We start from the raw sequence: 22,671 nt of genomic DNA on the forward strand, positions 1-22,671 counted from the left end.
GAGGTTTCCCTCACCGGACGACACTTAGAGTTGCGTCAGTTTTTGCAGCATCTGATCGGTAGTCGATACCGCTTTGCTGTTAATTTCGTAAGCGCGCTGAACCTGGATCATATTCACCAGTTCTTCCGCCACGTTTACGTTAGAGGTTTCGACATAGCCCTGATACAGCAGACCCGCACCGTTAAGCCCTGGCGTACTCTCATTTGGCGCACCCGAGGATTGCGTTTCGGTGTACAGGTTTTCACCAATGCTTTCCAGACCCGTATCGTTCATGAACGTAGTCAGGTTAAGCTGCCCCACCTGTACCGGCGCGGCCTGCCCCTGCTGAGTTACGCTTACCACGCCATCGCGACCCACGGTGATGCTCAGCGAGTTCGCCGGAATGGTGATCGCAGGCTGTACCTGGAAGCCGCCCGCCGTGACCAGTTGACCGTTCTGATCCACCTGGAAAGAACCGTCACGGGTATAAGCAGAAGTGCCATCCGGCAGCATCACCTGGAAGAAGCCCTGCCCTTTGATGGCGACATCTTTACTGTTGTTGGTCTGAGACAGGTTGCCCTGACTATGCAGACGCTCGGTGGCGACCGGGCGAACGCCCGTACCGATTTGCAGACCAGAAGGTAAGGTCGTCTGTTCTGACGACTGCGCGCCAGGCTGACGAATCGTCTGGTACAGCAGGTCTTCAAACACCGCACGTTGACGCTTAAAACCATTGGTGCTGACGTTTGCCAGGTTGTTGGCAATCACATCCATGTTGGTTTGCTGCGCGTCCAGGCCGGTTTTGGCGATCCATAATGAACTGATCATAAAATGTCCTGTATTAACTCATCGACAGCAGTTGGTTAGCGCGCCCGGCATTGTCATCCACGCTGCTGATAACCTTCATCTGCATTTCAAAACGGCGGGCGTTAGCGATCATATCGCTCATGGCGGACACCGCATTCACGTTACTGCCCTCCAGTACGCCAGACATCACGCGAATGGACGGGTCAGCCTGTAACACCGGGCCACGCGCAGCCTGTGTCGCCGCGCTTAAACGGAACATACCGTCATCGCCGCGTTGCACTTCGCTGCCAAGCGCCTTCACCAGCTTCAGACGTCCTACCGGTGCGACGGTATTGGCCGGATCGCCAGGGTTAAGCGCAGAGATAGTCCCGTCTGCCGCGATGGTGATTTCTGAACCTTCAGGAACGGCAATCGGCCCGGCTTCACCGATAACCGGATGCCCCTGAATTGTCAGTTGCCCGGTCGGGTCTACCTGAATGCTGCCGTTACGGGTGTATCCCTCGTTACCATCAGCGGTCTGAACAACCAGCCAGCCATCCTGTTGCAGCGCCACATCCAGCGGGCGCGAGGTGTAATCCATCTGCCCGGGCGTCATATCGGCTCCCGGCGTGGACGCAGCCACCAGCGTACGCGTCGGTAAAGAGAGACCTTCCACCGGCACCGCGCGCAACGCATTAAGTTGCGCACGAAAACCCGGCGTGGAGGCGTTCGCCAGGTTGCTGGCCGTCACCGCTTGTTGATTAAGCGTCTGACTGGCCGCGCCCATGGCGGTATATATTGCGTGATCCATTAAGCCATCCCGTCAGGCGCTTAGCGCAGGTTAACCAGGGTGTTGAGGATCTGATCCTGGGTTTTGATGGTCTGCGCGTTTGACTGATAGTTACGCTGCGCGACGATCATATTCACCAGCTCTTTACTCAAATCCACGTTTGAGGATTCCAGCGCGCCGTTGGTCAACTTACCGAAGTTACCCGTACCCGCCGTACCAAGCAGCGCAACGCCTGAAGCCTGCGTCGCCGCCCAGACGTTATCGCCCTGAGAAGCCAGACCTTCATTGTTGGCGAAGTTAGCCAGCACGATCTGCCCCAGAACCTGCGTTTGTTCGTTGGAATAGTTACCCACTACGGTGCCGTCATCGTTGATCTGATAGCTCACCAGATCGCCCGGCTTATAGCCGTTCTGGTTGGTCGCGACGATGTTGTTCGCACCGGTGTTCTGCTGCATGGAATTCAGGAAGCTCAGGGAGAAAGAGGCTGGGTCCGCACCATTAATTGCGCCAGTGACGATATTGGCGGAACCGCCAGAAACCAGCATCCCGTTTTCATTGAATTCCATCGTGGTAGACAACGTCGGCGTCGCAGTTGGATCGCTGCTGTCCATGGTGTGAACTTCCCAGGTGTTGTCCTGCGTCTTAACAAAGAACACATTCACATCATGGGCGTTACCCTGACTGTCAAAAACGGTAACGGTACCCTTTTTGTTGTAGGAATCCGCATCGCTCGGATCAAACGGCGTTTTCGACGGCAGTTCATCGCTGGAGTTAAGGTTGATCTGCATAGACGCCGTGGTGGTTGCCTTCGCGGCCATCAGGGTGTTCGGGATGGTGATCGGGCCTGGGTTGGCACCCTGCTGGATCGTCGGCGGCGTTCCGGTTGCCGGATAGCCGGTCAGTTGCAGCCCCTGCATGTTAACCAGATTGCGGTTCTCATCCAGTTTGAACTGACCGTTACGACTGTAGAAAACGGAGCCGTTGCTGTCTACCAGACGGAAGAAACCGTTCTGGCTAATCGCAACATCCAGGCCACGCCCGGTGTTGGTGGTAGTGCCGTCGGTAAAGTCCTGGGTAATCCCGGCGACTTTAACGCCCAGGCCCACTTTGGAGCCCGCGAACATATCAGCAAAAGACGCCGTACCGGATTTAAACCCGTAGGTGGCGGAGTTGGCGATGTTATTACCAATAACATCGAGGTTGGTCGCTGCTGCGTTCAGACCGCTGACCGCTTGAGAAAAGGCCATGACTTACTCCTGATAAGTGTAAAGGCTTAAATGATTTGCCGTACTTCGTCGAGTGTGGTGGTTCCGTAGGTCCCTAAATCCAGGGTATTGCCGCTACTGTTGCGGATAACCCCCTGAACCAGCGCAAACTGAAGCGGTTGCGCCACAAGCTGCGTACTGCCGTTGCTGGCGGCGATCGCGACGTTATAGGAACCGTTTGGCGCGCTTGTGCCATCCTCCAACGTACCGTCCCAGGTAAAGGTATGAACGCCAGCCTTCAGCTCGCCGATATTGATCGTGCGCACCACCTTGCCGTCTTTGTCGGTAATGGTGGCGGTGACTTTATCCGCTGCCTGCTGCAACTCCACGCCAAACGGCGTCGTGGTGATGGTCGCGCCCTCTTCGGTGCCCGTACCGGCCAGAATGGTGGTGCCGGGGATCATGACGCCATGACCAATCAGGGTGCTGGCCTGTAGCGACTGGCTGTTGTCGATCTGCCCGGAAATCGCGCCCAGCGTGGTGTTCAGTTTTTCAATTCCGCTAACGGTGCTGATCTGCGCCAGTTGCGTGGTCAGCTCGTTGTTTTGCAGTGGGTTGGTCGGGTCCTGATTCTTCAACTGCGCGACCAGCAATGTCAGGAAGCTGCTTTGTAAATCACTTGCGCTGCTTCCCGTCAGCGAACTGCCACTGCTGGTGGATGCGACTCCCGAGTTGGTCGAGTCATTCATATTTACGGCAATAGACATACGCGCCTCCTTTACTGGCCTAATGTCAGCGTTTTAAGCATCATGCTTTTCACGGTATTAAGAACTTCGACGTTTGCCTGATAGCTGCGCGAGGCTGACATGGTGTTGACCATTTCACCGACCACGTCCACATTAGGCATTTTTACGTACCCATTGGCGTCCGCCAGCGGGTTGCTAGGCTCATACACCAGTTTGTCCGGCGCCTGACTTTCAATGACGTCCGCCACTTTTACCCCACCGGTTGCCGCCCCTGGCGCCGCGTCTACCTGAAAGACCACCTGTTTAGCGCGATACGGCTGACCGTCCGGCCCGGTGACGCTATCGGCGTTCGCCAGGTTACTGGCCGCCACGTTAAGACGTTTGGACTGCGCGGTGAGCGCCGACCCGGCAATATCAAAAATGTTTAACAGCGCCACGAATTAGTTTCCTCCCTGTAGCACATTCATCATGCCTTTGATTTGTCCACCCAACACGGTGAGGCCCGTCTGGTATTTCAGACTGTTATCCGCAAACTGCGTACGCTCGCGGTCCATATCGACGGTATTGCCATCAAGGGACGGCTGGTCAGGAATACGGTAGAGCAGATCCACCGAAGGAGACGCGACGGTCTGGGCCGGAATGTGTTGTGCAGAGGTGAGCTTCAACGCGATCCCACCGGTTTCTTCCCGGCCACGCACCATGACTTTTTTGAGTTCGCTGGCGAAATCCATATCACGCGCCTGATACCCAGGGGTGTCGGCGTTAGCGATATTGGCGGCCAACACCTCCTGGCGTTGAGCGCGCAGATTCAGCGCTTCCTGTTGAAAACGTAAGGCGGCATCGAGCTTATCGAGCATATCTCCTCCGCAAATGACAAAATTCAGCCGACAGCTTAAATCCCATCACGCGCGCGTTATCGCCGGAATAAACGCAAAATGCGTCGCTATTTGTTGCGTTGATGCTTGTGGTACGCAGGTAGAATCCTGTCATTGCTTAAACTGGCGGGAAGTGACGATGCAAACGTTAAAACGTGGAATAGCGCTGCTGGCGCTGCTGTTCAGCCCCCTGACGATGGCTCAGGATCTGAATGCCCAGTTAACGGACTGGTTTTCTCAGCGTCTGGCAGGGTTCAGCGATGACGTCGTCGTCACGATCCGCACGTCGCCCAATCTGTTGCCGAATTGCGAACAGCCCGCGCTGAGCGTAACCGGAAGTGCGAAGTTATGGGGGCATGTGAACGTACTGGCGCGCTGCGCGAACGAAAAGCGCTACCTACAGGTAAATGTACAGGCAACGGGGAATTACGTTGTTGCCGCGGCCCCCGTCGCCCGTGGCGGTGCGCTTGGCCCGGCTAACATCACGCTAAAACGCGGACGGCTGGATCAGCTTCCCCCGCGAACCGTCCTGGACATCAACCAGATTCAGGACGCTGTCAGCTTGCGCGACCTCGTTCCCGGGCAGCCAATACAGCTCAGTATGTTGCGCCAGGCATGGCGGATAAAAGCCGGTCAGCGCGTTCTGGTGGTGGCGAACGGCGACGGATTTAGCGTCAATGCGGAAGGCCAGGCACTGAACAATGCCGCCGTCGCGCAAAACGCGCGCGTACGCATGTTGTCAGGCCAGGTCGTGAGTGGAACCGTCGATCCTGATGGGAATATTCTTATTAATCTATAATGAGTTAAAGATTTTGTAGTGGCTGCCGATAAATAATCAACCAATGATGATAGCTGGCTGCTACAGCGTAACCCCTCGATGAGGATAAATAAATGAGCATTGACCGTACCTCACCTTTGAAGCCCGTTAGCACTGTCCAACCGCGCGAAACCAGCGATGCGCCGGTACAAAAAGCGCGTCAGGAAAAAGCGTCAACCACGACCAGTACCAGTGTGAAGTTAAGCGATGCTCAGGCGAAACTGATGCAACCCGGCACCGGCGATATCAATATGGAGCGCGTGGAAACCCTGAAAACGGCGATTCGTAACGGTGAGTTGAAGATGGACACCGGTAAAATTGCAGACTCGCTGATCCGCGAGGCGCAGAGCTACTTACAGAGTAAATAAGCGTATGACTCGTCTGTCAGAAATTCTGGATCATATGACGGCTGTCCTCAATGACCTGAAAAAGGTGATGGATGCCGAGCAGCAGCAGCTCTCCGTAGGTCACATTAACGGTAGCCAGTTACAGCGTATTACAGAAGAAAAAAGCTCTTTACTGGCGACGCTGGATTATCTGGAGCAGCAGCGCCGTCTTGAACAAGATGCGCAGCGTAACGTTAATGATGATGTCGCCAGACGCTGGCAGGCGATTACGGAAAAAACGCAGCATTTACGCGATCTCAACCAACATAATGGTTGGCTGCTGGAAGGGCAGATTGAACGGAATCATCAGGCGCTCGACATGCTGAAACCGCATCAGGAACCGACGCTATATGGCGCGAACGGTCAAACCGCCTCTCCCCACCGTGGCGGGAAAAAAATCTCTATCTGATTGCCGGATGGCGGCTACGCCTTATCCGGCCTACACGACTACAGAACAACTCGTAGGCCCGGTAAGCGACAGCGCCACCGGGCGATTGGCCGGATAGAGGCTCTATGCCGTCCGGCGAGTAAATTCCTTCACTTTAAAGCCCAACACCGCCAGCGCGGCGAAATAGGCGGCAATCCCCACAACCACAACCGCCATCAGTCGGGCCAGACGCCACAGCATCGTCCCTTCTGACCACTCAGGCATAATATGCAACATGCCAACCAGCGCGGCGGACATCACCAGCACGGAAATCACCAGGCGGGTCAGGAACCACGTCCAGCCCGGCTGCGGAGTAAAGATTTTCTGTTTGCGCAGTTGCCAGTACAGCAGCGACGCATTCAGACACGCCGCCAGACCAATAGACAGCGACAGACCGGCATGCTTCAACGGCCCGATAAACGCCAGGTTCATCAACTGAGTCATGATCAGCGTCACAATGGCGATTCTGACCGGCGTTTTGATATCCTGGCGCGAGTAAAATCCCGGAGCCAAAACTTTCACCACGATTAAGCCGATCAGACCAACGGAATAGGCCACCAGCGCGCGCTGGGTCATCGACGCATCAAAGGCGGTGAATTTGCCGTACTGGAACAGCGATACCGTCAGCGGTTTGGCCAGAATGCCCAGCGCGACGGCGCTCGGCAACGCCAGCAGAAAACACAGACGCAGCCCCCAGTCCATCAGACGGCAATACTCATCATGATTGCCGCTGGCAAAACTTTTAGACAGCGAAGGCAGCAAAATGGTGCCCAGCGCCACGCCCAGAACCCCTGACGGAAACTCCATCAGTCGGTCAGCATAATACATCCAGGAGACCGAACCGGAAGCCAGAAACGAGGCGAAAATGGTGTTGATGATCAGAGATATCTGGCTTACCGAAACGCCGAGGATCGCCGGGCCCATTTGCTTCACAACGCGCATCGCGCCTGCGTCACGAAAATTGATGCGCGGCAATACCAGCATCCCAATTTTCTTCAGATGAGGAAGCTGGTAAACCAGTTGCAGCACGCCGCCCACCGTCACCGCCCAGGCCAGCGCCAGTACGGGAGGATTAAAATACGGCGCGGCAAACAGCGCAAAGCCGATCATACTGATGTTCAGAAATGTGGGCGCAAACGCAGGAATCGAGAAACGGTTCCAGGTGTTGAGGATCGCGCCCGCCAGCGAGGCCAGCGAAATCAGCAGAATATACGGAAAGGTAATTTGCAGCAGTTTGGTGGTCAGGGCGAATTTATCGGCGGTATCGGCAAAACCCGGCGCGGTTACCATGATCACCCACGGCGCGGCGAGCATACCGGCCACCGTCACCACGGCTAACGCCAGGGTCAGCAGGCCGGAGACATAGGCGACAAAAACCCGGGTCGCCTCTTCGCCCTGCTTGCTCTTGTATTCTGCAAGGATCGGCACAAACGCCTGGGAAAATGCCCCTTCGGCAAAAATGCGCCGCAACAGATTCGGTAACTTGAATGCCACGAAAAAGGCGTCGGTCGCCATCCCTGCGCCAAAAATTCTGGCGACAATCGCGTCACGCGCAAAACCAAGCACGCGCGAAAACATGGTCATCGAGCTGACGGCAGCCAGCGATTTTAATAAATTCATCAGTGTTGTATTCCAGACCCTGGAGCAAAACCCTTGCATGGCCGACCGCAGGCCGGATAAAGGCGTTTACGCCGCCATCCGGCAATATCGTTGTGCCTGATAACCACGTAAAAACGTCTTATCAGGCCGACAGAACGATCCACGGTTTGCCATCATTCTCTGTCAGAAAGAGGTGTTATTTTGAGTTGGCATATAGTACCTGGATTATGATGAATTACTACAGCCAGATGTTACAGGGCGTTATTCGCTCATTGCCTCGCGCCAGAGTTTCTCTACGACGCGCTGCGCCAGAATCGCCTGTTCGCCCGCCGTTTCAGGAACCGTCTGATTTTGCACGCATTCAATAAAATGACGGGCGCATCCGGCAAATCCACGTTGTTCCTGGGTTGTCTGCCAGCCCGGAATGGGTTTATGCACCACGCCCTGGCCGCGTTCCTCGCGCCATTCGCGCATATCCGTTACATCAAACAGGCCGCCGTCCGTCACCGCCCGCACACATTCACGCTGACTCCCGGCGCGACGGTGCATACTGGTGGTGATTTGCAACTGATCCGTCGAAAAATGGTGTTCGGCATACAGCATCTCGCCAAGATCGTTGGTCTGCAACGTGCCGCCGTTCAGTTGCGCCTTGCCGTCCGTCAGCCACAGCGCGGTGTCCACAACGTGCAGGTAGTCATCCAGCAGCGTGAAACGCAAATCATGCGGCCCGACGCTGTCCGTCCGGTGTTTATCCATACGGACAGAAGCGGCGGCGCCCAGTTGCGCTTTCAGATCACGGTAGAGCGGAGCGAAGCGTCGGTTAAACCCGACCATTAGCGTCAAATTTTTGCGCGCGGCCAACGCCACCAGCCGTTCCGCATCGCGCAGGTTTTCCGCCAGTGGTTTATCGACGCAGACATGAATCCCGGCATTGAGCAGTTCGCTCACCACCTCATAATGCGTCGCCGTACTGGAGTGGACGAAAATGGCGTCACAGGTTGACGCCAGCGCTGGCAACGACTCAACGTACGGCATCCGCCAGCTTTCACAAATGCGCAGCGCCTTATCCCGCGAAGGAGACCAGGCCCCCTGTAGCGTCCAGTCGCCGGATGCGCCCAGCACGGGCAACCAGGCTTTTTGGGCGATCCCCCCTAACCCAACAACACCGATACGTAATTTTTTCACGTTAGTCTCCCAGGTGCGCCAGGAGCGAATCAAGGCGCTGTTTCAGCTCCGCGACTTCGCCTTCCAGCGCCTCAACGCGCGCATGCAGATCGCCCGACGCCGCCTGCGGCGCGTCATCTGAACTCACCGGCTCATCGACTTCGCCGCAAAACAGGTGCATATACCGGCTTTCACGCTTACCCGCTTCGCGCGCCAGGCGCACTACGTAAGGGCCATCGTCACGGGCGGCAAGCTGTTCCAGCGTCGATTCCACTTCCGCCATATCGCTGAATTCATACATGCGGGATGCACGGCTGCGCAGTTCACCTGGCGTCTGGGCGCCGCGCAGCAGCAGCGTAGCGATCAGCGCCACCTCCGCCGGACTCAGTTTAAGATTGCCAAACTCGGAGTTGCAGAAGCGCTGTTCATATTTGGTGACGCGATTGCCGAAGCCGCTCACCGTTCGCAGAAAATGGCGTTTCACTAAGTTATCAAGCTGTTCCTGCACCTCATGTTCCGATAAGTTCATTACCGGTTCACGGTTGGTTTTTTGATTGCAGGCGGTAACCACGCCGTTAACCGAGAGCGGGTACTGCTCCGGCGTTGTCACCTGTTTTTCCAGCAGGCAGCCAATCACTCGCGCTTCAGTGGCGGTTAGTTCGTATTTCATCGTCCTCTCCTTAGCGACCGGGGGTCCATTCAGTCGTCGTCAACGCCGTCAGCACATGATCGCGCCACTGTCCGTCAATCAACAGGTAATCTTTCGCATACCCTTCTTTTTCAAAGCCGAGTCGCGCCAGTAAGTCGCCGCTGCGCTTATTATGCGGCATATAGTTCGCCATAATACGGTGAATATGTTGCGTACGCTGCATATAGCGAATCGCCGAGGTTAAGGCCTCATACATCAGCCCCTGCCCCTGCCACTTTTGTGCGATGGAGTATCCCAGATAACAGGCGTGGAATGAGCCACGCACCACGTTAGAAAAATTGGCCACGCCGATGATCTCTTTCTCTTCCGGGTCGAGCAGCGCGAAATAGAACGCTGAACCCTGTTTATGAAACTCGGCGATCATGCTCAGACGCGCCTGCCAGCCCGAAGGATAGCAGTGGCTTTCATCACGAACGGGTTCCCAGGGTTTTAAAAAATGACGATTTTCCGCGTAATAATCGGCCAGACGCCAGGCATCACGCTCATGTACTAAACGCACAACCAGACGGTCGGTTGTTAAGCGTACTTTTGGCACGTTACTGCGATAGCCAAACATTCTATACCTACTCCTTCCCGTAACGTCTTCACACCCTGATAACGTTACTATACCTGCGCCTGTACGCTCTGTGAAAAGTGCAAATCGTCATTTTTTGGCTTATTCACACATTTTGATGAAAACTCTCTATCAAGATGGACTTTTGATAAAAAAATATTGTCCCGGCAAAGGTGGGAAAAAACGCGCCGACACCGCAGAATAGAAGGTGCTCACCTTTTAAACTCAACAGAATTCGAGTTGCAGGACGGCGGCAAGCGAGTCACTCCCTGAAAGCGCACAGAAATACGTGGCCGGGGAGCGCGAACGCCGCCGACGCGCCTGCGACGTGAAGGATGACGAGTGTCTTTCCCGGGAGGGGAAATGTCGCGTGTCTCGCAGGCCAGGAACCTGGGTAAATATTTCCTGCTCATCGATAATATGCTGGTCGTATTAGGCTTTTTCGTGGTGTTTCCACTGATCTCCATTCGCTTTGTCGACCAGATGGGCTGGGCGGCATTGATGGTCGGCATTGCGCTCGGCCTGCGCCAGTTCATCCAGCAAGGGCTGGGCATTTTTGGCGGCGCGATTGCCGACCGTTTTGGCGCGAAGCCAATGATTGTTACCGGGATGCTTATGCGCGCAGCCGGATTCGCGACGATGGGGATCGCCCATGAGCCCTGGCTGCTCTGGTTTTCCTGCTTTCTTTCCGGGCTTGGCGGCACCCTTTTCGATCCGCCGCGCTCTGCACTGGTCGTCAAGCTGATTCGCCCTGAACAACGCGGTCGTTTCTTTTCGCTGTTGATGATGCAGGACAGCGCGGGTGCCGTGACTGGCGCGCTATTGGGTAGCTGGTTGTTGCAGTATGACTTTCGTCTGGTATGCGCGACAGGGGCGGTACTGTTCGTTTTGTGCGCCGCGTTTAACGCCTGGCTGCTTCCGGCGTGGAAGCTGTCAACGGTGAAAATCCCGGTACGCGAGGGCATGGGGCGCGTCATGGCAGACAAACGGTTCGTGACTTACGTACTGACCCTGGCGGGATACTACATGCTGGCCGTACAGGTGATGCTGATGCTGCCCATCATGGTCAATGACATCGCGGGATCACCGTCCGCCGTCAAGTGGATGTATGCGATCGAAGCCTGCCTCTCACTGACGCTGCTCTACCCAATCGCCCGCTGGAGCGAGAAACGTTTTCGCCTGGAGCACCGCCTGATGGCCGGACTGCTGCTGATGTCGCTCAGTATGTTGCCTGTCGGGCTGGTCGGTAATTTACAGCAGCTCTTCACGCTCATTTGCACGTTCTATATCGGTTCGGTCATTGCAGAACCGGCGCGTGAAACGCTCAGCGCCTCGCTGTCCGATGCGCGGGCGCGCGGCAGCTATATGGGCTTCAGTCGACTGGGTTTAGCCATTGGCGGCGCGATAGGGTATATCGGCGGAGGATGGTTGTTCGATATGGGGAAAGCGCTGCAACAGCCTGAACTGCCCTGGATGATGCTTGGGGTAATCGGAATCATGACCTTTCTTGCGCTCGGCTGGCAATTCAGCCACAAACGGACGCCACGCGGCATGCTGGAGCCAGGCGCCTGATTTGATACCTGCTTTCATCTCCTCCATACTGAAAGAGAACCGACAGTTAAATGGAGGAGAAACGTGAAGCTTTATATTTACGATCACTGCCCTTTCTGCATCAAAGCCCGCATGATTTTCGGCCTGAAAAATATTCCCGTTGAGCTAAACGTCCTGGCAAACGACGACGACGCAACGCCCACCCGCATGATCGGCAAAAAAATGGCGCCCATTCTGCAAAAGGACGACAGCCGTTATCTGCCCGAAAGTATGGATATCGTCCATTATGTGGACAACCTTGACGGCAAACCCTTGCTGATCGGAAAACAGAACCCCGCGATTGATGAGTGGCTACGCAAAGTTAACGGTTACGCCAATCGCCTGCTCCTTCCGCGTTTCGCAAAATCGGCATTTGATGAGTTTTCCACGCCGTCGGCGCGGAAATACTTCACTGAGAAAAAAGAGGCCATGATTGGCGACTTTGGCGAAAATCTGGCGCATTCCAGTGGGCTCATCAAAAACATCAGCGACGATCTGCGCGCGCTGGATAAATTGATTGTGCAGCCTAATGCCGTGAACGGTGAACTGTCTGAAGACGATATTCATCTGTTCCCGTTATTACGTAACCTGACGCTGGTCGCAGGCATAAACTGGCCAACCCGGGTCGCTGATTACCGTGATAACATGGCAAAACAGACGCAAATCAACCTGTTATCGTCTATGGCCCTCTAATGTTTGTGGGTGGAGGCGCCATGCCGCCACCCTTTCAGTTTTTTCTGCTGGTGCGCGGCGTGCTGGTGCCACATGCTGCTTTGTGTCAGGATTACGACACGGGCATCATGTTGAGGAACCCCATGAAAAAGATTGTCTTTGCCGCTGCATTGTTGGTTAGCGGCCTGTTGGTTGGCTGCAACCAACTCACGCAGTACACGGTAAGCGAGCAAGAAATTAATCAGGCGCTTGAAAAACGGAATAATTTTTCCAAAGACATTGGCTTACCGGGCATCGCGGATGCGCATATTGTACTGACGAATCTCAGCAGCCAGATTGGCCGGGAAGAGCCCAACAAAGTCACGCTAACCGGTGATGCGAACCTGGATATGAGCTCCCTGTTTGGCAGCCAGAAAGCCACCATGAAACTGAAGCTGAAAGCGCTACCGGTCTTTAACAAAGAAAAAGGCGCGATTTATCTGCAAGAAATGGAAGTGGTGGATGCAACCGTAACGCCGGAAAAAATGCAATCGGTGCTGCAAACGCTGATGCCTTACCTGAATCAGTCGTTGCGTAATTATTTTAATCAGCAACCGGCCTACGTTTTGCGTGAAGACAGCAGCAAAGGCGAAGCGCTGGCGAAAAAATATGCCAAAGGCATAGAGGTTAAACCGGGCGAAATCATCATCCCGTTCACCGACTAACGCACCAGGGCGCATTTGCGCCCTTTTTTTTCGTGCAAACGAAAACGTTTCCGCTTATCCTTGGTTTCCGGCAAAAATGACTATCCCCCAGCCGGAGCATATTAATGACTGCACCATCCCAGGTTTTAAAGATCCGCCGCCCAGACGACTGGCACGTTCACCTTCGCGATGGCGACATGTTAAAAACTGTCGTGCCTTACACCAGTGAAATTTATGGCCGCGCGATAGTGATGCCGAACCTGGCGCCGCCTGTTACGACGGTCGATGCGGCCATCGCATACCGCCAGCGCATTCTTGATGCCGTTCCTGCCGGGCATGACTTTACCCCACTGATGACCTGCTACTTAACGGATACGCTTGATCCTGATGAGCTTGAGCGCGGATTCCGCGAAGGCGTCTTTACCGCAGCAAAACTCTATCCGGCCAACGCGACCACCAACTCCAGCCACGGCGTCACCTCTGTCGATACGATCATGCCGGTACTGGAGCGCATGGAAAAACTCGGCATGCCGTTGCTGGTACACGGCGAAGTTACCCATGCTGATATCGATATTTTTGACCGCGAAGCACGGTTTATTGAAACGGTGATGGAGCCGCTGCGCCAGCGTCTGACGGCGTTGAAGGTCGTGTTTGAGCACATTACCACCAAAGATGCCGCAGAGTACGTTCGCGACGGCAACGAGCTGTTAGCCGCCACCATCACGCCACAGCATCTGCTGTTTAATCGCAACCATATGCTGGTCGGCGGAATTCGCCCGCATCTGTATTGCCTGCCGATCCTCAAACGTAACGTCCACCAGCAGGCCTTGCGTGAACTGGTCGCCAGCGGATTTAGCCGCGCCTTCCTCGGTACCGACTCCGCGCCGCACGCCCGTCATCGGAAAGAAACCAGCTGCGGCTGCGCAGGCTGCTTTAATGCCCCGACGGCGCTTGGCAGCTACGCTACGGTCTTTGAAGAGATGAACGCCCTCGCGCATTTTGAAGCGTTCTGCTCACTCAATGGGCCACGGTTCTACGGCCTGCCGGTCAATGAAACCTACGTTGAACTGGTACGCGAAGAGCAGCTCGTCCCGGAAAGCATCACGCTTGCCGATGACTCACTGGTGCCCTTCCTCGGCGGCGAGCGCGTACGCTGGTCAGTAAAATAATAAAAAAAATGTGGCCACCTGTTGTAAGCCGGAAAGGTTAACTGTATAAATACACAGTATATTCAACAGGGGGCCATTATGCGTATTGAAGTCACTATAGCGAAAACGTCACCTTTGCCTGCTGGCGCGATTGACGCGCTGGCCGGTGAACTCTCCCGCCGTATCCATCACTCTTTTCCAGATAACGCGGGCAATGTTGTCGTCCGTTATGCCGCAGCCAACAATTTGTCGGTCATTGGCGCGACAAAAGAGGATAAAGAACGCATCAGCGAAATCCTACAGGAAACCTGGGAAAGCGCGGATGACTGGTTCGTCAATGAATAAAAAATGATATGCAGTAATGTTCGTTTTTGCCGGGTCGCCCCGGCTTTTTTATTTGCGCAACTGGTCGCTTTTTAATCCATTACTCAAAATAACTGCACAACATGCCAAAAAAATATGAATAACATGCTGTTTTATTGTGCACATAATTCTTAAAAAGAAGAAATTTATTCTGTCACCCTTTAAATTTCCAGTGAATAGCCTTATTTATTGATATACTGAAGTTGCTTCAGAAAAAAACACGCATTGAACCTCGAAAACCGTTGTCTTGTAACACGTATTAGGGGGCATAATGGAAAAGAATAATGAAGTCATTCAGACTCATCCGCTTGTAGGATGGGACATCAGCACCGTTGACAGCTATGATGCGCTGATGTTGCGTTTGCACTACCAGACCCCGAATCGCCCTGACCCTGATGGGACTGAAGTTGGTCAGACGCTCTGGTTAACCACCGATGTTGCCAGACAATTTATTTCGATATTAGAAGCAGGCATCGCCAAAATTGAATCTGGCGATTACCAGGAAAATGAGTATCGCCGTCATTAACGTGACGCGCCCCCTCCACCCAAAGGCACCTTAAAAGGTGCCTTTATCGTTTCATACTCTCAATAATTCCATTGACAGAAAGTCGGCCGACAAACGCGCCGCCGCGACGGCAATCCGAAAGCATGACGAGTATAACTTGTATATCTCAATTCACTTATTTACCCTGCAATAATCGCGATAGCAGAGAGAAGCTGATGAAATACGACTTAATCATTATTGGCAGCGGTTCCGTCGGCGCCGCAGCCGGATATTATGCCACTCGCGCCGGACTGAAGGTTCTGATGACAGATGCCCATATGCCGCCACATCAACAGGGCAGCCATCACGGCGATACCCGGTTAATCCGCCACGCTTATGGCGAGGGTGAGAAATACGTTCCTCTGGTGCTGCGTGCGCAAACGTTATGGGAAGAGCTTTCAACGCATAATGAAGATCCCATCTTCGTCCGCTCCGGCGTCATAAACCTCGGCCCGGCGGACTCGCCATTTCTGGCGAACGTGGCGCATAGCGCACAGCAATGGCAGTTAAACGTTGAGCAACTGGATGCCGCCGCCATCATGGCGCGCTGGCCTGAAATTCGCGTCCCTGACAACTACATTGGCCTGTTCGAAACGGACTCCGGTTTTCTGCGCAGTGAACTGGCGATCAAAACCTGGATTCGCCTTGCCGAAGAGGCTGGCTGCGCGCAACTCTTTAACTGCCCCGTCACTGCCCTTCACCACGATAACGACGGCGTTACCGTTGAAACCGCTGACGGCGAATACCGCGCGAAGAAAGTGCTGATCAGTGCCGGTACATGGGTACAGGCGCTGGTGCCGGAACTCCCCATCCAACCCGTTCGTAAAGTTTTTGCCTGGTATCAGGCTGACGGGCGCTACAGCATGAAAAATAACTTCCCGGCGTTCACTGGAGAACTCCCGAACGGCGATCAGTATTACGGTTTTCCCGCCGAAAACGACGCATTAAAAATAGGAAAACACAACGGTGGTCAGTTGATTCACTCACCGGAAGAGCGCAAGCCGTTTGCCGCCGTCGCCAGCGATGGTTCCGAAGCGTTCCCCTTCCTGCGCACTATCCTGCCCGGCATTGGCTGCTGCCTGAACGGCGCCGCCTGTACCTATGATAATTCCCCGGATGAAGATTTTATTATCGATACATTACCGGGACATGATAATACGCTGATCGTCACCGGTCTGAGCGGCCACGGCTTTAAGTTCGCCTCGGTATTGGGCGAGATTGCCGCCGATTTCGCACAGGGTAAATCGCCGGCTTTTGACCTGACGCCATTCAAACTGAACCGCTTTACGCAATAATGACCCAATGGCCTCGCAAACGGGGCCGTTTCTTTTTGAGGAGTCAGGCTGTGCGTCGTATTTTTCACTATCTGATCAATAATATTCGTGAGCATTTTATGCTCTACGTTATTTTATGGTCGCTGCTGGCCATCATGGACATTATTTATATCATGTTCTTTTAATTTATTTCAGCTGACAAAAATTGACAAAACCTGAGATTACTCTAACTTTCATTGTAATAATTTGACCAATAAGAAACCTCCCGCCCTCCTGCCCCATATAGATAAAACCGCTAATCACCTCGAATCTTCTGACGCACAATGACAAATTCAATCAATTTTATTGAAATAAAAATAAATATCGCCAGGATTGTTATTTATTAGTTGCATTAATGTCTCTAACAGGTCATTTTCATTCTCTCCTGAAATATCCATTGGTGTGTTTATGCAATTCAAAAATACTCCTCAGCGCTATGGCGCCATTTCTGTATTGCTTCACTGGCTGGTCGCCATTGTTGTATACGGCATGTTTGCCCTGGGTTTATGGATGGTGACGCTCAGCTATTACGATGGCTGGTATCACCAGGCGCCGGAATTGCATAAAAGTATCGGCATCCTGCTAATGATGGGGCTGGTTATACGTGTTTTCTGGCGTTTCGTCTCACCACCGCCAAAGGCGCTGAAAAGCTATTCACGCCTGACCCGTCTGGGTGCGGCGGTGGGCCACCTTGCGCTGTATCTTCTGCTCTTCGCCATTGTGATCAGCGGCTATCTGATCTCAACCGCCGACGGCAAACCGATCAGCGTGTTTGGGTGGTTTGACGTGCCCGCCACGCTGGCCGACGCGGGCGCTCAGGCCGATCTTGCCGGTAGCCTGCACCTGTGGCTGGCCTGGAGCGTTGTGATTCTGTCTGTTCTGCATGGGCTAATGGCCCTGAAGCACCATTTCATCGATAAAGACGACACCCTAAAGCGTATGCTGGGGAGATCGTCGCCTGACTATGGAGTTGAAAAATGAAAAAAAGCCTGCTGGGACTGACTTTTGCTTCCCTGTTATTCACCACTGGTTCTGCAATCGCGGCAGACTATAAAATTGATAAAGAGGGACAACACGCCTTCGTTAACTTCCGTATCCAGCACCTGGGTTACAGCTGGCTGTACGGGACGTTCAAAGATTTCGACGGGACATTTACCTTCGATGAAAAAAATCCGGCTGCGGATAAAGTGAACGTCACCATTAACACCAACAGCGTTGATACCAACCATGCGGAGCGTGATAAGCACCTGCGTAGCGCTGATTTCCTGAACGTGGCGAAATTCCCGCAGGCGACGTTTACCTCGACCAGCGTGAAAAAAGATGGCGACGAGCTGGATATCACCGGCGACCTGACGCTCAATGGCGTCACCAAACCGGTCACGCTGGAAGCGAAGCTGATCGGCCAGGGTGACGATCCGTGGGGCGGGAAGCGCGCGGGCTTTGAAGCGGAAGGTAAAATTAAGCTGAAAGACTTCAACATCACCACCGACCTCGGCCCTGCATCGCAGGAAGTCGATCTGATTATCTCGGTGGAAGGCGTACAGCAGAAGTAACGAATGCCGGATGGCGGCTTCGCCTTATCCGGCCTACAGCAACACATATTGTAGGCCCGGTAAGCAAAGCGCCACCGGGCGTAATGCCGGATGACAGCGTCGCCTTCAGCACATATTGTAGGCCCGGTAAGCGGAGCGCCACCGGGCGCAATGCCGGATGACAGCGTCGCCTTCAGCACACATTGCAGGCCCGGTAAGCAAAGCGCCACCGGGCGTAATGCCGGATGACAGCGTCGCCTTCAGCACACATTGTAGGCCCGGTAAGCAAAGCGCCACCGGGCGCAATGCCGGATGACAGCGTCGCCTTCAGCACACATTGTAGGCCCGGTAAGCAAAGCGCCACCGGGCGCAATGCCGGATGACAGCGTCGCCTTCAGCACACATTGTAGGCCCGGTAAGCAAAGCGCCACCGGGCACAATGGAGGATGGCGCTACGTTATTCCGCCGGGTCGGGAATGCCCAGTTGGGTATTCAGGCGGCCACGCGATTTATTGAAGATTTTATTGCCATTCTCACGGCCAGCGCGGCGACGGCGCTGTTCCTCTTCCGGCAAACTGCTCTCTTCACAGCACAGCTCGCTACAGCAGCCTTTAAACTTCTCGGCGCAAGCCGGGCACTGAATAAACAGCAGATGGCAACCATCATTTTTACAGTTGGTATGGCTGTCGCACGGTGTGCCGCACTGGTGACAATGCGCAATAACCTCATCAGAGATCCGCTCTCCCATGCGCTCATCAAACACAAAGTTCTTACCAATGAAACGCACCGGCAGTCCCTGCTCGCGCGCCTTACGCGCGTACTCAATGATGCCGCCCTCAATGTGCCACACTTTGTTAAAACCGTTATGCTTCATCCAGGCGCTGGCTTTTTCACAACGAATACCGCCCGTACAATACATGACGATTTTCTTGTCTCTATGCTCCTGCATCATTTCAACAGCTTTCGGCAACTGCTCGCGGAACGTATCAGCCGGAATTTCCAGCGCATTTTCGAAATGTCCCACTTCATATTCGTAGTGGTTACGCATGTCGATAAACACGGCATCAGGATCGTCCAGCATGGCGTTCACTTCCGCCGCTTTCAGGTACTCGCCAACGTCGCTGGCATCAAAATTCGGATCGTCGATACCATCGGCCACAATCCGCTCGCGTACTTTCATACGCAGCACCCAGAAGGACTTACCGTCATCGTCCAGCGCAATATTCAGACGCAAGCCGTTTAATGCGGGATCAAACGCATACAGCTGCTCACGAAACGCCGCGACCTGACTTTGCGGCACGCTGATCTGTGCGTTAATGCCTTCACGCGCCAGATAAACGCGACCAAAAACATTCAGCGAGGTAAACATCTGGTACAACGCGTCGCGCGTGCTCTGCGGATCGACGATCGTGAAATATTTATAAAAAGAGATGGTCGTGCGCGGCTCCGTTTCAGCTAACATCCGGGCTTTAAGCGCATCGTTCGAAATGCGGTTGTGTAACACTGGCATGGTGTACGTATCCTGCAATCAGTAAAAATGAAATCGGGCGGCATCATAAAGCAAACATCGCCAATTTACATCCACACATTTTGCGCTACATTTCATTCTTCATACTAAGAAATTAACAACAATTGCCGCTTTTATCGTCGTTCTCCAACCACAAATTTTTGCTGTACACGAAAAAATGCGACAATACAGGGAATTGCTCGTTTACAGACAGGATAGAGATGACGAATTTACCTAAGTTCTCCGTTGCGCTACTGCATCCACGTTATTGGTTAACCTGGCTGGGTATTGGTGCTCTTTGGTTGGTCGTGCAATTGCCCTACCCGGTGATTTACAAACTGGGTTGTGCAATGGGACGCCTGGCGTTGCGTTTTATGAAGCGCCGCGCCCGCATCGCCTATCGTAATCTTGAATTGTGTTTTCCGCAGATGAGCGAGCAAGAACGCCACCAGATGGTGGTGAAGAACTTCGAGTCTGTCGGGATGGGCGTGATGGAAACCGGCATGGCCTGGTTCTGGTCCGACCGCCGTATTTCACGCTGGACAGATGTCAGCGGCGTTGAGCATATCCGCGACGTTCAGGCCCGGGAGCGAGGGATTCTGCTGGTTGGCCTGCACTTTCTGACGCTGGAGCTGGGCGCGCGCCAGTTTGGTTTGCAACAGCCTGGCATTGGCGTTTATCGTCCGAATGACAATCCGTTGCTCGACTGGCTACAGACCTGGGGACGTATGCGCTCCAACAAGTCGATGCTCGATCGCAAAGACCTGAAAGGCATGATCAAAGCGCTGAAAAAAGGTGAAGTGGTCTGGTATGCGCCGGACCATGACTATGGCCCGCGCGCCAGCGTGTTTGTCCCGCTGTTTGCCGTGGAACAGGCCGCCACCACGTCAGGAACCTGGATGCTCTCCCGGATGTCCAACGCCTGTCTGGTGCCGTTTGTTCCGCGTCGTAAACCCGATGGCAAAGGCTATGAGCTGATTCTCCTGCCGCCGGAATGCTCACCACCGCTGGATGACGCCGAAACCACCGCGGCCTGGATGAACACGATCGTAGAGAAATGCATCATGATGGCGCCCGAGCAATACATGTGGTTGCACCGCCGTTTCAAAACGCGTCCTGAAGGTATGCCTTCCCGTTACTGATTCATCAGGTGCAGCCGGGCGACGGTTGCACCTTCTCATCGCCTCTTTTAGCTTTAAAAGCTACTCACATTGCCGCCCTCAGCAGGCAGGCGCATAATAAGAGAGTATTGCCTTATTTTTATTCTGATGATAGCGCAAACAGCGCATCACACTGCGGATCGCTATGTCACCCTCTGATGTCCCCATAAACTGGAAACGCAATCTCACCGTAGCCTGGCTGGGCTGTTTTTTGACCGGCGCGGCGTTTAGCCTGGTGATGCCATTTTTACCCCTCTACGTTGAGCAGCTCGGCGTAACGGGCCACAGCGCGCTGAATATGTGGTCGGGGCTGGTTTTCAGTATCACCTTCCTGTTTTCCGCTATTGCCTCGCCTTTTTGGGGCGGGCTGGCCGATCGCAAAGGGCGAAAGATCATGCTGCTGCGCTCAGCCCTCGGCATGGCGATGGTTATGCTGCTGATGGGGCTGGCGCAGAACATCTGGCAGTTTCTGATCCTGCGCGCATTGTTAGGTCTGCTCGGCGGATTTGTGCCAAACGCAAATGCGCTTATCGCCACTCAGGTGCCACGTAATAAGAGCGGCTGGGCGTTAGGAACGCTTTCTACGGGCGGCGTCAGCGGCGCGTTGCTCGGCCCTCTGGCGGGCGGATTGCTTGCCGACCAGTACGGATTACGCCCTGTCTTTTTCATCACCGCCAGCGTGCTGTTGGTCTGTTTCTTACTGACGCTCTTTTTTATTCGCGAGCGTTTTCAGCCTGTCAGCAAAAAGGAGATGTTGCACGTCCGGGAGGTCGTTGGCTCACTAAAAAACCCAAAGCTGGTTTTGAGTCTGTTCGTCACCACGCTGATCATTCAGGTTGCAACCGGATCGATCGCGCCTATTCTGACGTTATATGTGCGAGAGCTAGCCGGTAACGTCAGCAATATCGCATTTATCAGCGGAATGATCGCCTCGGTGCCCGGCGTGGCGGCGTTGCTCAGCGCGCCCCGGCTCGGCAAACTGGGAGATCGCATTGGCCCCGAAAAGATCCTGATTACCGCCCTGATTATCTCTGTCCTGCTGCTGATCCCGATGTCATTCGTACAAACGCCCTGGCAGCTTGGCGTGCTGCGCTTTTTACTTGGCGCGGCGGACGGCGCCCTGCTCCCTGCCGTACAGACTCTGCTGGTCTATAACGCCAGCAATCAGATCGCCGGGCGCATCTTCAGTTACAACCAGTCATTTCGCGATATTGGCAACGTCACAGGCCCGTTAATGGGGGCGGCTATTTCTGCCAGCTACGGTTTTCGCGCCGTGTTTTGCGTCACCGCAGGCGTCGTGTTGTTCAACGCAATTTATTCGTGGAACAGCCTGCGGCGGCGCAGAGAGACCCTCGCGGCAAAATGATTTTTGCGCTTTCATACTTGCAAAACCGGAGAATCAGCTATTCTTTCCCTGAATACCTCATCAAATCAAAGGGAGACAGTGATGACTATGTACGCCACGCTGGAAGAAGCCATTGATGCAGCCCGTGAAGAGTTTCTGGCTGACAACCCGGAACTCGAACAAGATGAAGCCAATGTTCAACAACTCAATATCCAGAAATACGTGCTACAGGATGGCGACATCATGTGGCAAGCCGAGTTTTTTGCCGATGAAGGCGAAGAAGGCGAATGTCTGCCAATGCTGAGTGGCGAAGCGGCGCAAAGCGTCTTTGACGGCGATTATGATGAGATAGAGATTCGTCAGGAGTGGCTGGAAGAGAACACTCTGCATGAGTGGGATGACGGTGAATTTCAGCTCGAGCCGCCTCTGGATACCGAAGAAGGCCAGACTGCGGCGGATGAGTGGGATGAGCGTTAACTACTCATAAGGGCCGTGGTGTATATCCAGCGGCAGCAGCAGCGTATCAAAAACCAGTGAAAACGGCAGATCGAGAACCGTGACATAGCGCCACGCGGAATCCCGAACATCCCACTGCACGCCGGGATAGTATTGATTGCCGTGCCCTTGTCCGGGGATCGTCCTGCTAATGATGCTGCCGCACCCACTCAGAAGTAGCGCCATTACGCCAACCACGATTATTCGCACCGGATACCTCATTCGTCGTTTTGTTCAGTATAAAAAAATACCGGCAGTAGGCCGGTATTTTCAGATAATTGTC

General features: G+C 54.1%; 28 protein-coding genes. 16 read left to right on the forward strand and 12 right to left on the reverse strand.

The annotated features are described in order from the left end of the window. Positions 1–24: 24 nt before the first annotated feature. The 6 genes from flgG to flgB are packed head-to-tail and all read right to left on the reverse strand — an operon-like array spanning position 25 to position 4,363. Positions 25–807: a flagellar basal-body rod protein FlgG gene (gene flgG, locus FD428_RS12740; RefSeq protein ID WP_012132843.1), complete on the reverse strand. Its 783-nt coding sequence runs from the start codon at positions 805–807 to the stop codon at positions 25–27. A gap of 13 nt (positions 808–820) precedes the next feature. Next, positions 821–1,576 (reverse strand): flagellar basal-body rod protein FlgF, encoded by a 756-nt coding sequence (gene flgF, locus FD428_RS12745; RefSeq protein WP_012132844.1) that lies wholly within the window; start codon positions 1,574–1,576, stop codon positions 821–823. Positions 1,577–1,596: 20 nt separating this feature from the next. Beyond that, on the reverse strand, positions 1,597–2,802 hold the full coding sequence (flgE, locus tag FD428_RS12750; RefSeq protein WP_012132845.1) for a flagellar hook protein FlgE: 1,206 nt from the start codon (positions 2,800–2,802) through the stop codon (positions 1,597–1,599). A 26-nt stretch (positions 2,803–2,828) separates the two neighbouring features. Then, on the reverse strand, positions 2,829–3,527 hold the full coding sequence (gene flgD, locus FD428_RS12755; RefSeq protein ID WP_012132846.1) for a flagellar hook assembly protein FlgD: 699 nt from the start codon (positions 3,525–3,527) through the stop codon (positions 2,829–2,831). Between the two features lie 11 nt (positions 3,528–3,538). Next, positions 3,539–3,943 carry a flagellar basal body rod protein FlgC gene (gene flgC / locus FD428_RS12760; RefSeq protein WP_114848574.1) on the reverse strand — a complete coding sequence of 135 codons (405 nt, stop codon included), beginning with the start codon at positions 3,941–3,943 and terminating at the stop codon, positions 3,539–3,541. A gap of 3 nt (positions 3,944–3,946) precedes the next feature. Further along, complete coding sequence (flgB, locus tag FD428_RS12765) at positions 3,947–4,363, reverse strand: flagellar basal body rod protein FlgB (RefSeq protein ID WP_012132848.1); 417 nt, start codon at positions 4,361–4,363, stop codon at positions 3,947–3,949. A 157-nt stretch (positions 4,364–4,520) separates the two neighbouring features. Here flgB and flgA point away from each other — a divergent pair, with 157 nt between their 5' ends. From flgA to flgN, 3 genes are all read left to right on the forward strand, one after another. Next, positions 4,521–5,180 carry a flagellar basal body P-ring formation chaperone FlgA gene (gene flgA / locus FD428_RS12770; RefSeq protein WP_012132849.1) on the forward strand — a complete coding sequence of 220 codons (660 nt, stop codon included), beginning with the start codon at positions 4,521–4,523 and terminating at the stop codon, positions 5,178–5,180. Between the two features lie 92 nt (positions 5,181–5,272). Then, positions 5,273–5,566 (forward strand): flagellar biosynthesis anti-sigma factor FlgM, encoded by a 294-nt coding sequence (flgM, locus tag FD428_RS12775; RefSeq protein ID WP_047457540.1) that lies wholly within the window; start codon positions 5,273–5,275, stop codon positions 5,564–5,566. A 4-nt stretch (positions 5,567–5,570) separates the two neighbouring features. Next, positions 5,571–5,993 (forward strand): flagella biosynthesis chaperone FlgN, encoded by a 423-nt coding sequence (gene flgN, locus FD428_RS12780; protein WP_012132851.1) that lies wholly within the window; start codon positions 5,571–5,573, stop codon positions 5,991–5,993. A 102-nt stretch (positions 5,994–6,095) separates the two neighbouring features. On the opposite strand, the gene murJ is transcribed toward flgN, so the two are convergent. The 4 genes from murJ to rimJ all read right to left on the reverse strand — a co-directional run bounded on the left by murJ (position 6,096) and on the right by rimJ (position 10,039). Next, positions 6,096–7,631, reverse strand: coding sequence for a murein biosynthesis integral membrane protein MurJ (gene murJ / locus FD428_RS12785; protein WP_024130442.1), 1,536 nt, complete (start codon positions 7,629–7,631; stop codon positions 6,096–6,098). 240 nt (positions 7,632–7,871) lie between these two features. Further along, positions 7,872–8,795, reverse strand: a complete 924-nt coding sequence (locus FD428_RS12790) for a Gfo/Idh/MocA family protein (protein WP_071258234.1) — start codon at positions 8,793–8,795, stop codon at positions 7,872–7,874. A 1-nt stretch (position 8,796) separates the two neighbouring features. Beyond that, positions 8,797–9,444 (reverse strand): YceH family protein, encoded by a 648-nt coding sequence (locus tag FD428_RS12795; protein WP_071258235.1) that lies wholly within the window; start codon positions 9,442–9,444, stop codon positions 8,797–8,799. Between the two features lie 10 nt (positions 9,445–9,454). Beyond that, positions 9,455–10,039, reverse strand: a complete 585-nt coding sequence (gene rimJ, locus FD428_RS12800; protein WP_024130443.1) for a ribosomal protein S5-alanine N-acetyltransferase — start codon at positions 10,037–10,039, stop codon at positions 9,455–9,457. A 360-nt stretch (positions 10,040–10,399) separates the two neighbouring features. On the opposite strand from rimJ, the gene mdtH reads away from it, so the two are divergent. The 10 genes from mdtH to FD428_RS12850 all read left to right on the forward strand — a co-directional run bounded on the left by mdtH (position 10,400) and on the right by FD428_RS12850 (position 17,902). Then, a complete protein-coding gene (gene mdtH, locus FD428_RS12805) occupies positions 10,400–11,608 on the forward strand; it encodes a multidrug efflux MFS transporter MdtH (protein WP_114848575.1) in 1,209 nt (402 codons plus the stop codon). 63 nt (positions 11,609–11,671) lie between these two features. Continuing rightward, positions 11,672–12,319, forward strand: a complete 648-nt coding sequence (grxB, locus tag FD428_RS12810; protein ID WP_024130444.1) for a glutaredoxin 2 — start codon at positions 11,672–11,674, stop codon at positions 12,317–12,319. A gap of 122 nt (positions 12,320–12,441) precedes the next feature. Next, complete coding sequence (locus FD428_RS12815) at positions 12,442–13,002, forward strand: lipoprotein (protein WP_024130445.1); 561 nt, start codon at positions 12,442–12,444, stop codon at positions 13,000–13,002. Positions 13,003–13,106: 104 nt separating this feature from the next. Beyond that, positions 13,107–14,150 carry a dihydroorotase gene (pyrC, locus tag FD428_RS12820; protein WP_058668995.1) on the forward strand — a complete coding sequence of 348 codons (1,044 nt, stop codon included), beginning with the start codon at positions 13,107–13,109 and terminating at the stop codon, positions 14,148–14,150. 78 nt (positions 14,151–14,228) lie between these two features. Beyond that, entirely contained in the window at positions 14,229–14,474 is a 246-nt protein-coding gene (dinI, locus tag FD428_RS12825; RefSeq protein WP_012132864.1) for a DNA damage-inducible protein I, read from the forward strand. Between the two features lie 289 nt (positions 14,475–14,763). Beyond that, positions 14,764–15,018, forward strand: coding sequence for a biofilm formation regulator BssS (bssS, locus tag FD428_RS12830; protein ID WP_012132867.1), 255 nt, complete (start codon positions 14,764–14,766; stop codon positions 15,016–15,018). A 194-nt stretch (positions 15,019–15,212) separates the two neighbouring features. Further along, positions 15,213–16,331 carry an N-methyl-L-tryptophan oxidase gene (solA, locus tag FD428_RS12835; RefSeq protein WP_114848576.1) on the forward strand — a complete coding sequence of 373 codons (1,119 nt, stop codon included), beginning with the start codon at positions 15,213–15,215 and terminating at the stop codon, positions 16,329–16,331. 50 nt (positions 16,332–16,381) lie between these two features. Beyond that, complete coding sequence (locus FD428_RS12840) at positions 16,382–16,495, forward strand: YceO family protein (RefSeq protein ID WP_047457560.1); 114 nt, start codon at positions 16,382–16,384, stop codon at positions 16,493–16,495. 262 nt (positions 16,496–16,757) lie between these two features. Beyond that, entirely contained in the window at positions 16,758–17,330 is a 573-nt protein-coding gene (locus tag FD428_RS12845; protein ID WP_012132871.1) for a cytochrome b, read from the forward strand. After that, positions 17,327–17,902 carry a YceI family protein gene (locus tag FD428_RS12850; protein ID WP_012132872.1) on the forward strand — a complete coding sequence of 192 codons (576 nt, stop codon included), beginning with the start codon at positions 17,327–17,329 and terminating at the stop codon, positions 17,900–17,902. The genes FD428_RS12845 and FD428_RS12850 overlap by 4 nt, the downstream gene beginning before the upstream one ends. A 436-nt stretch (positions 17,903–18,338) precedes the next feature. Here FD428_RS12850 and FD428_RS12855 read toward each other — a convergent pair whose 3' ends face one another. Then, entirely contained in the window at positions 18,339–19,391 is a 1,053-nt protein-coding gene (locus tag FD428_RS12855) for a rhodanese-related sulfurtransferase (protein WP_114848577.1), read from the reverse strand. Between the two features lie 218 nt (positions 19,392–19,609). Between FD428_RS12855 and FD428_RS12860 the strand changes: the two genes are divergently transcribed. The 3 genes from FD428_RS12860 to FD428_RS12870 all read left to right on the forward strand — a co-directional run bounded on the left by FD428_RS12860 (position 19,610) and on the right by FD428_RS12870 (position 22,370). Then, the gene (locus FD428_RS12860; protein WP_047457570.1) at positions 19,610–20,530 is read left to right on the forward strand and encodes a Kdo(2)-lipid IV(A) acyltransferase; all 921 of its coding nucleotides are present in this window, start codon (positions 19,610–19,612) and stop codon (positions 20,528–20,530) included. Positions 20,531–20,693: 163 nt separating this feature from the next. Beyond that, the gene (gene mdtG, locus FD428_RS12865) at positions 20,694–21,914 is read left to right on the forward strand and encodes a multidrug efflux MFS transporter MdtG (RefSeq protein ID WP_071258243.1); all 1,221 of its coding nucleotides are present in this window, start codon (positions 20,694–20,696) and stop codon (positions 21,912–21,914) included. An 81-nt stretch (positions 21,915–21,995) separates the two neighbouring features. Then, on the forward strand, positions 21,996–22,370 hold the full coding sequence (locus tag FD428_RS12870) for a MysB family protein (protein WP_012132878.1): 375 nt from the start codon (positions 21,996–21,998) through the stop codon (positions 22,368–22,370). Here the strand turns inward: FD428_RS12870 and FD428_RS12875 are convergent, their stop codons facing one another. Then, positions 22,371–22,598 (reverse strand): YceK/YidQ family lipoprotein, encoded by a 228-nt coding sequence (locus FD428_RS12875; protein WP_024130446.1) that lies wholly within the window; start codon positions 22,596–22,598, stop codon positions 22,371–22,373. Positions 22,599–22,671 lie beyond the last annotated feature (73 nt).

The sequence above is a fragment of the Citrobacter sp. TBCP-5362 genome (assembly GCF_005406305.1).
Lineage (GTDB): Bacteria > Pseudomonadota > Gammaproteobacteria > Enterobacterales > Enterobacteriaceae > Citrobacter_B > Citrobacter_B koseri.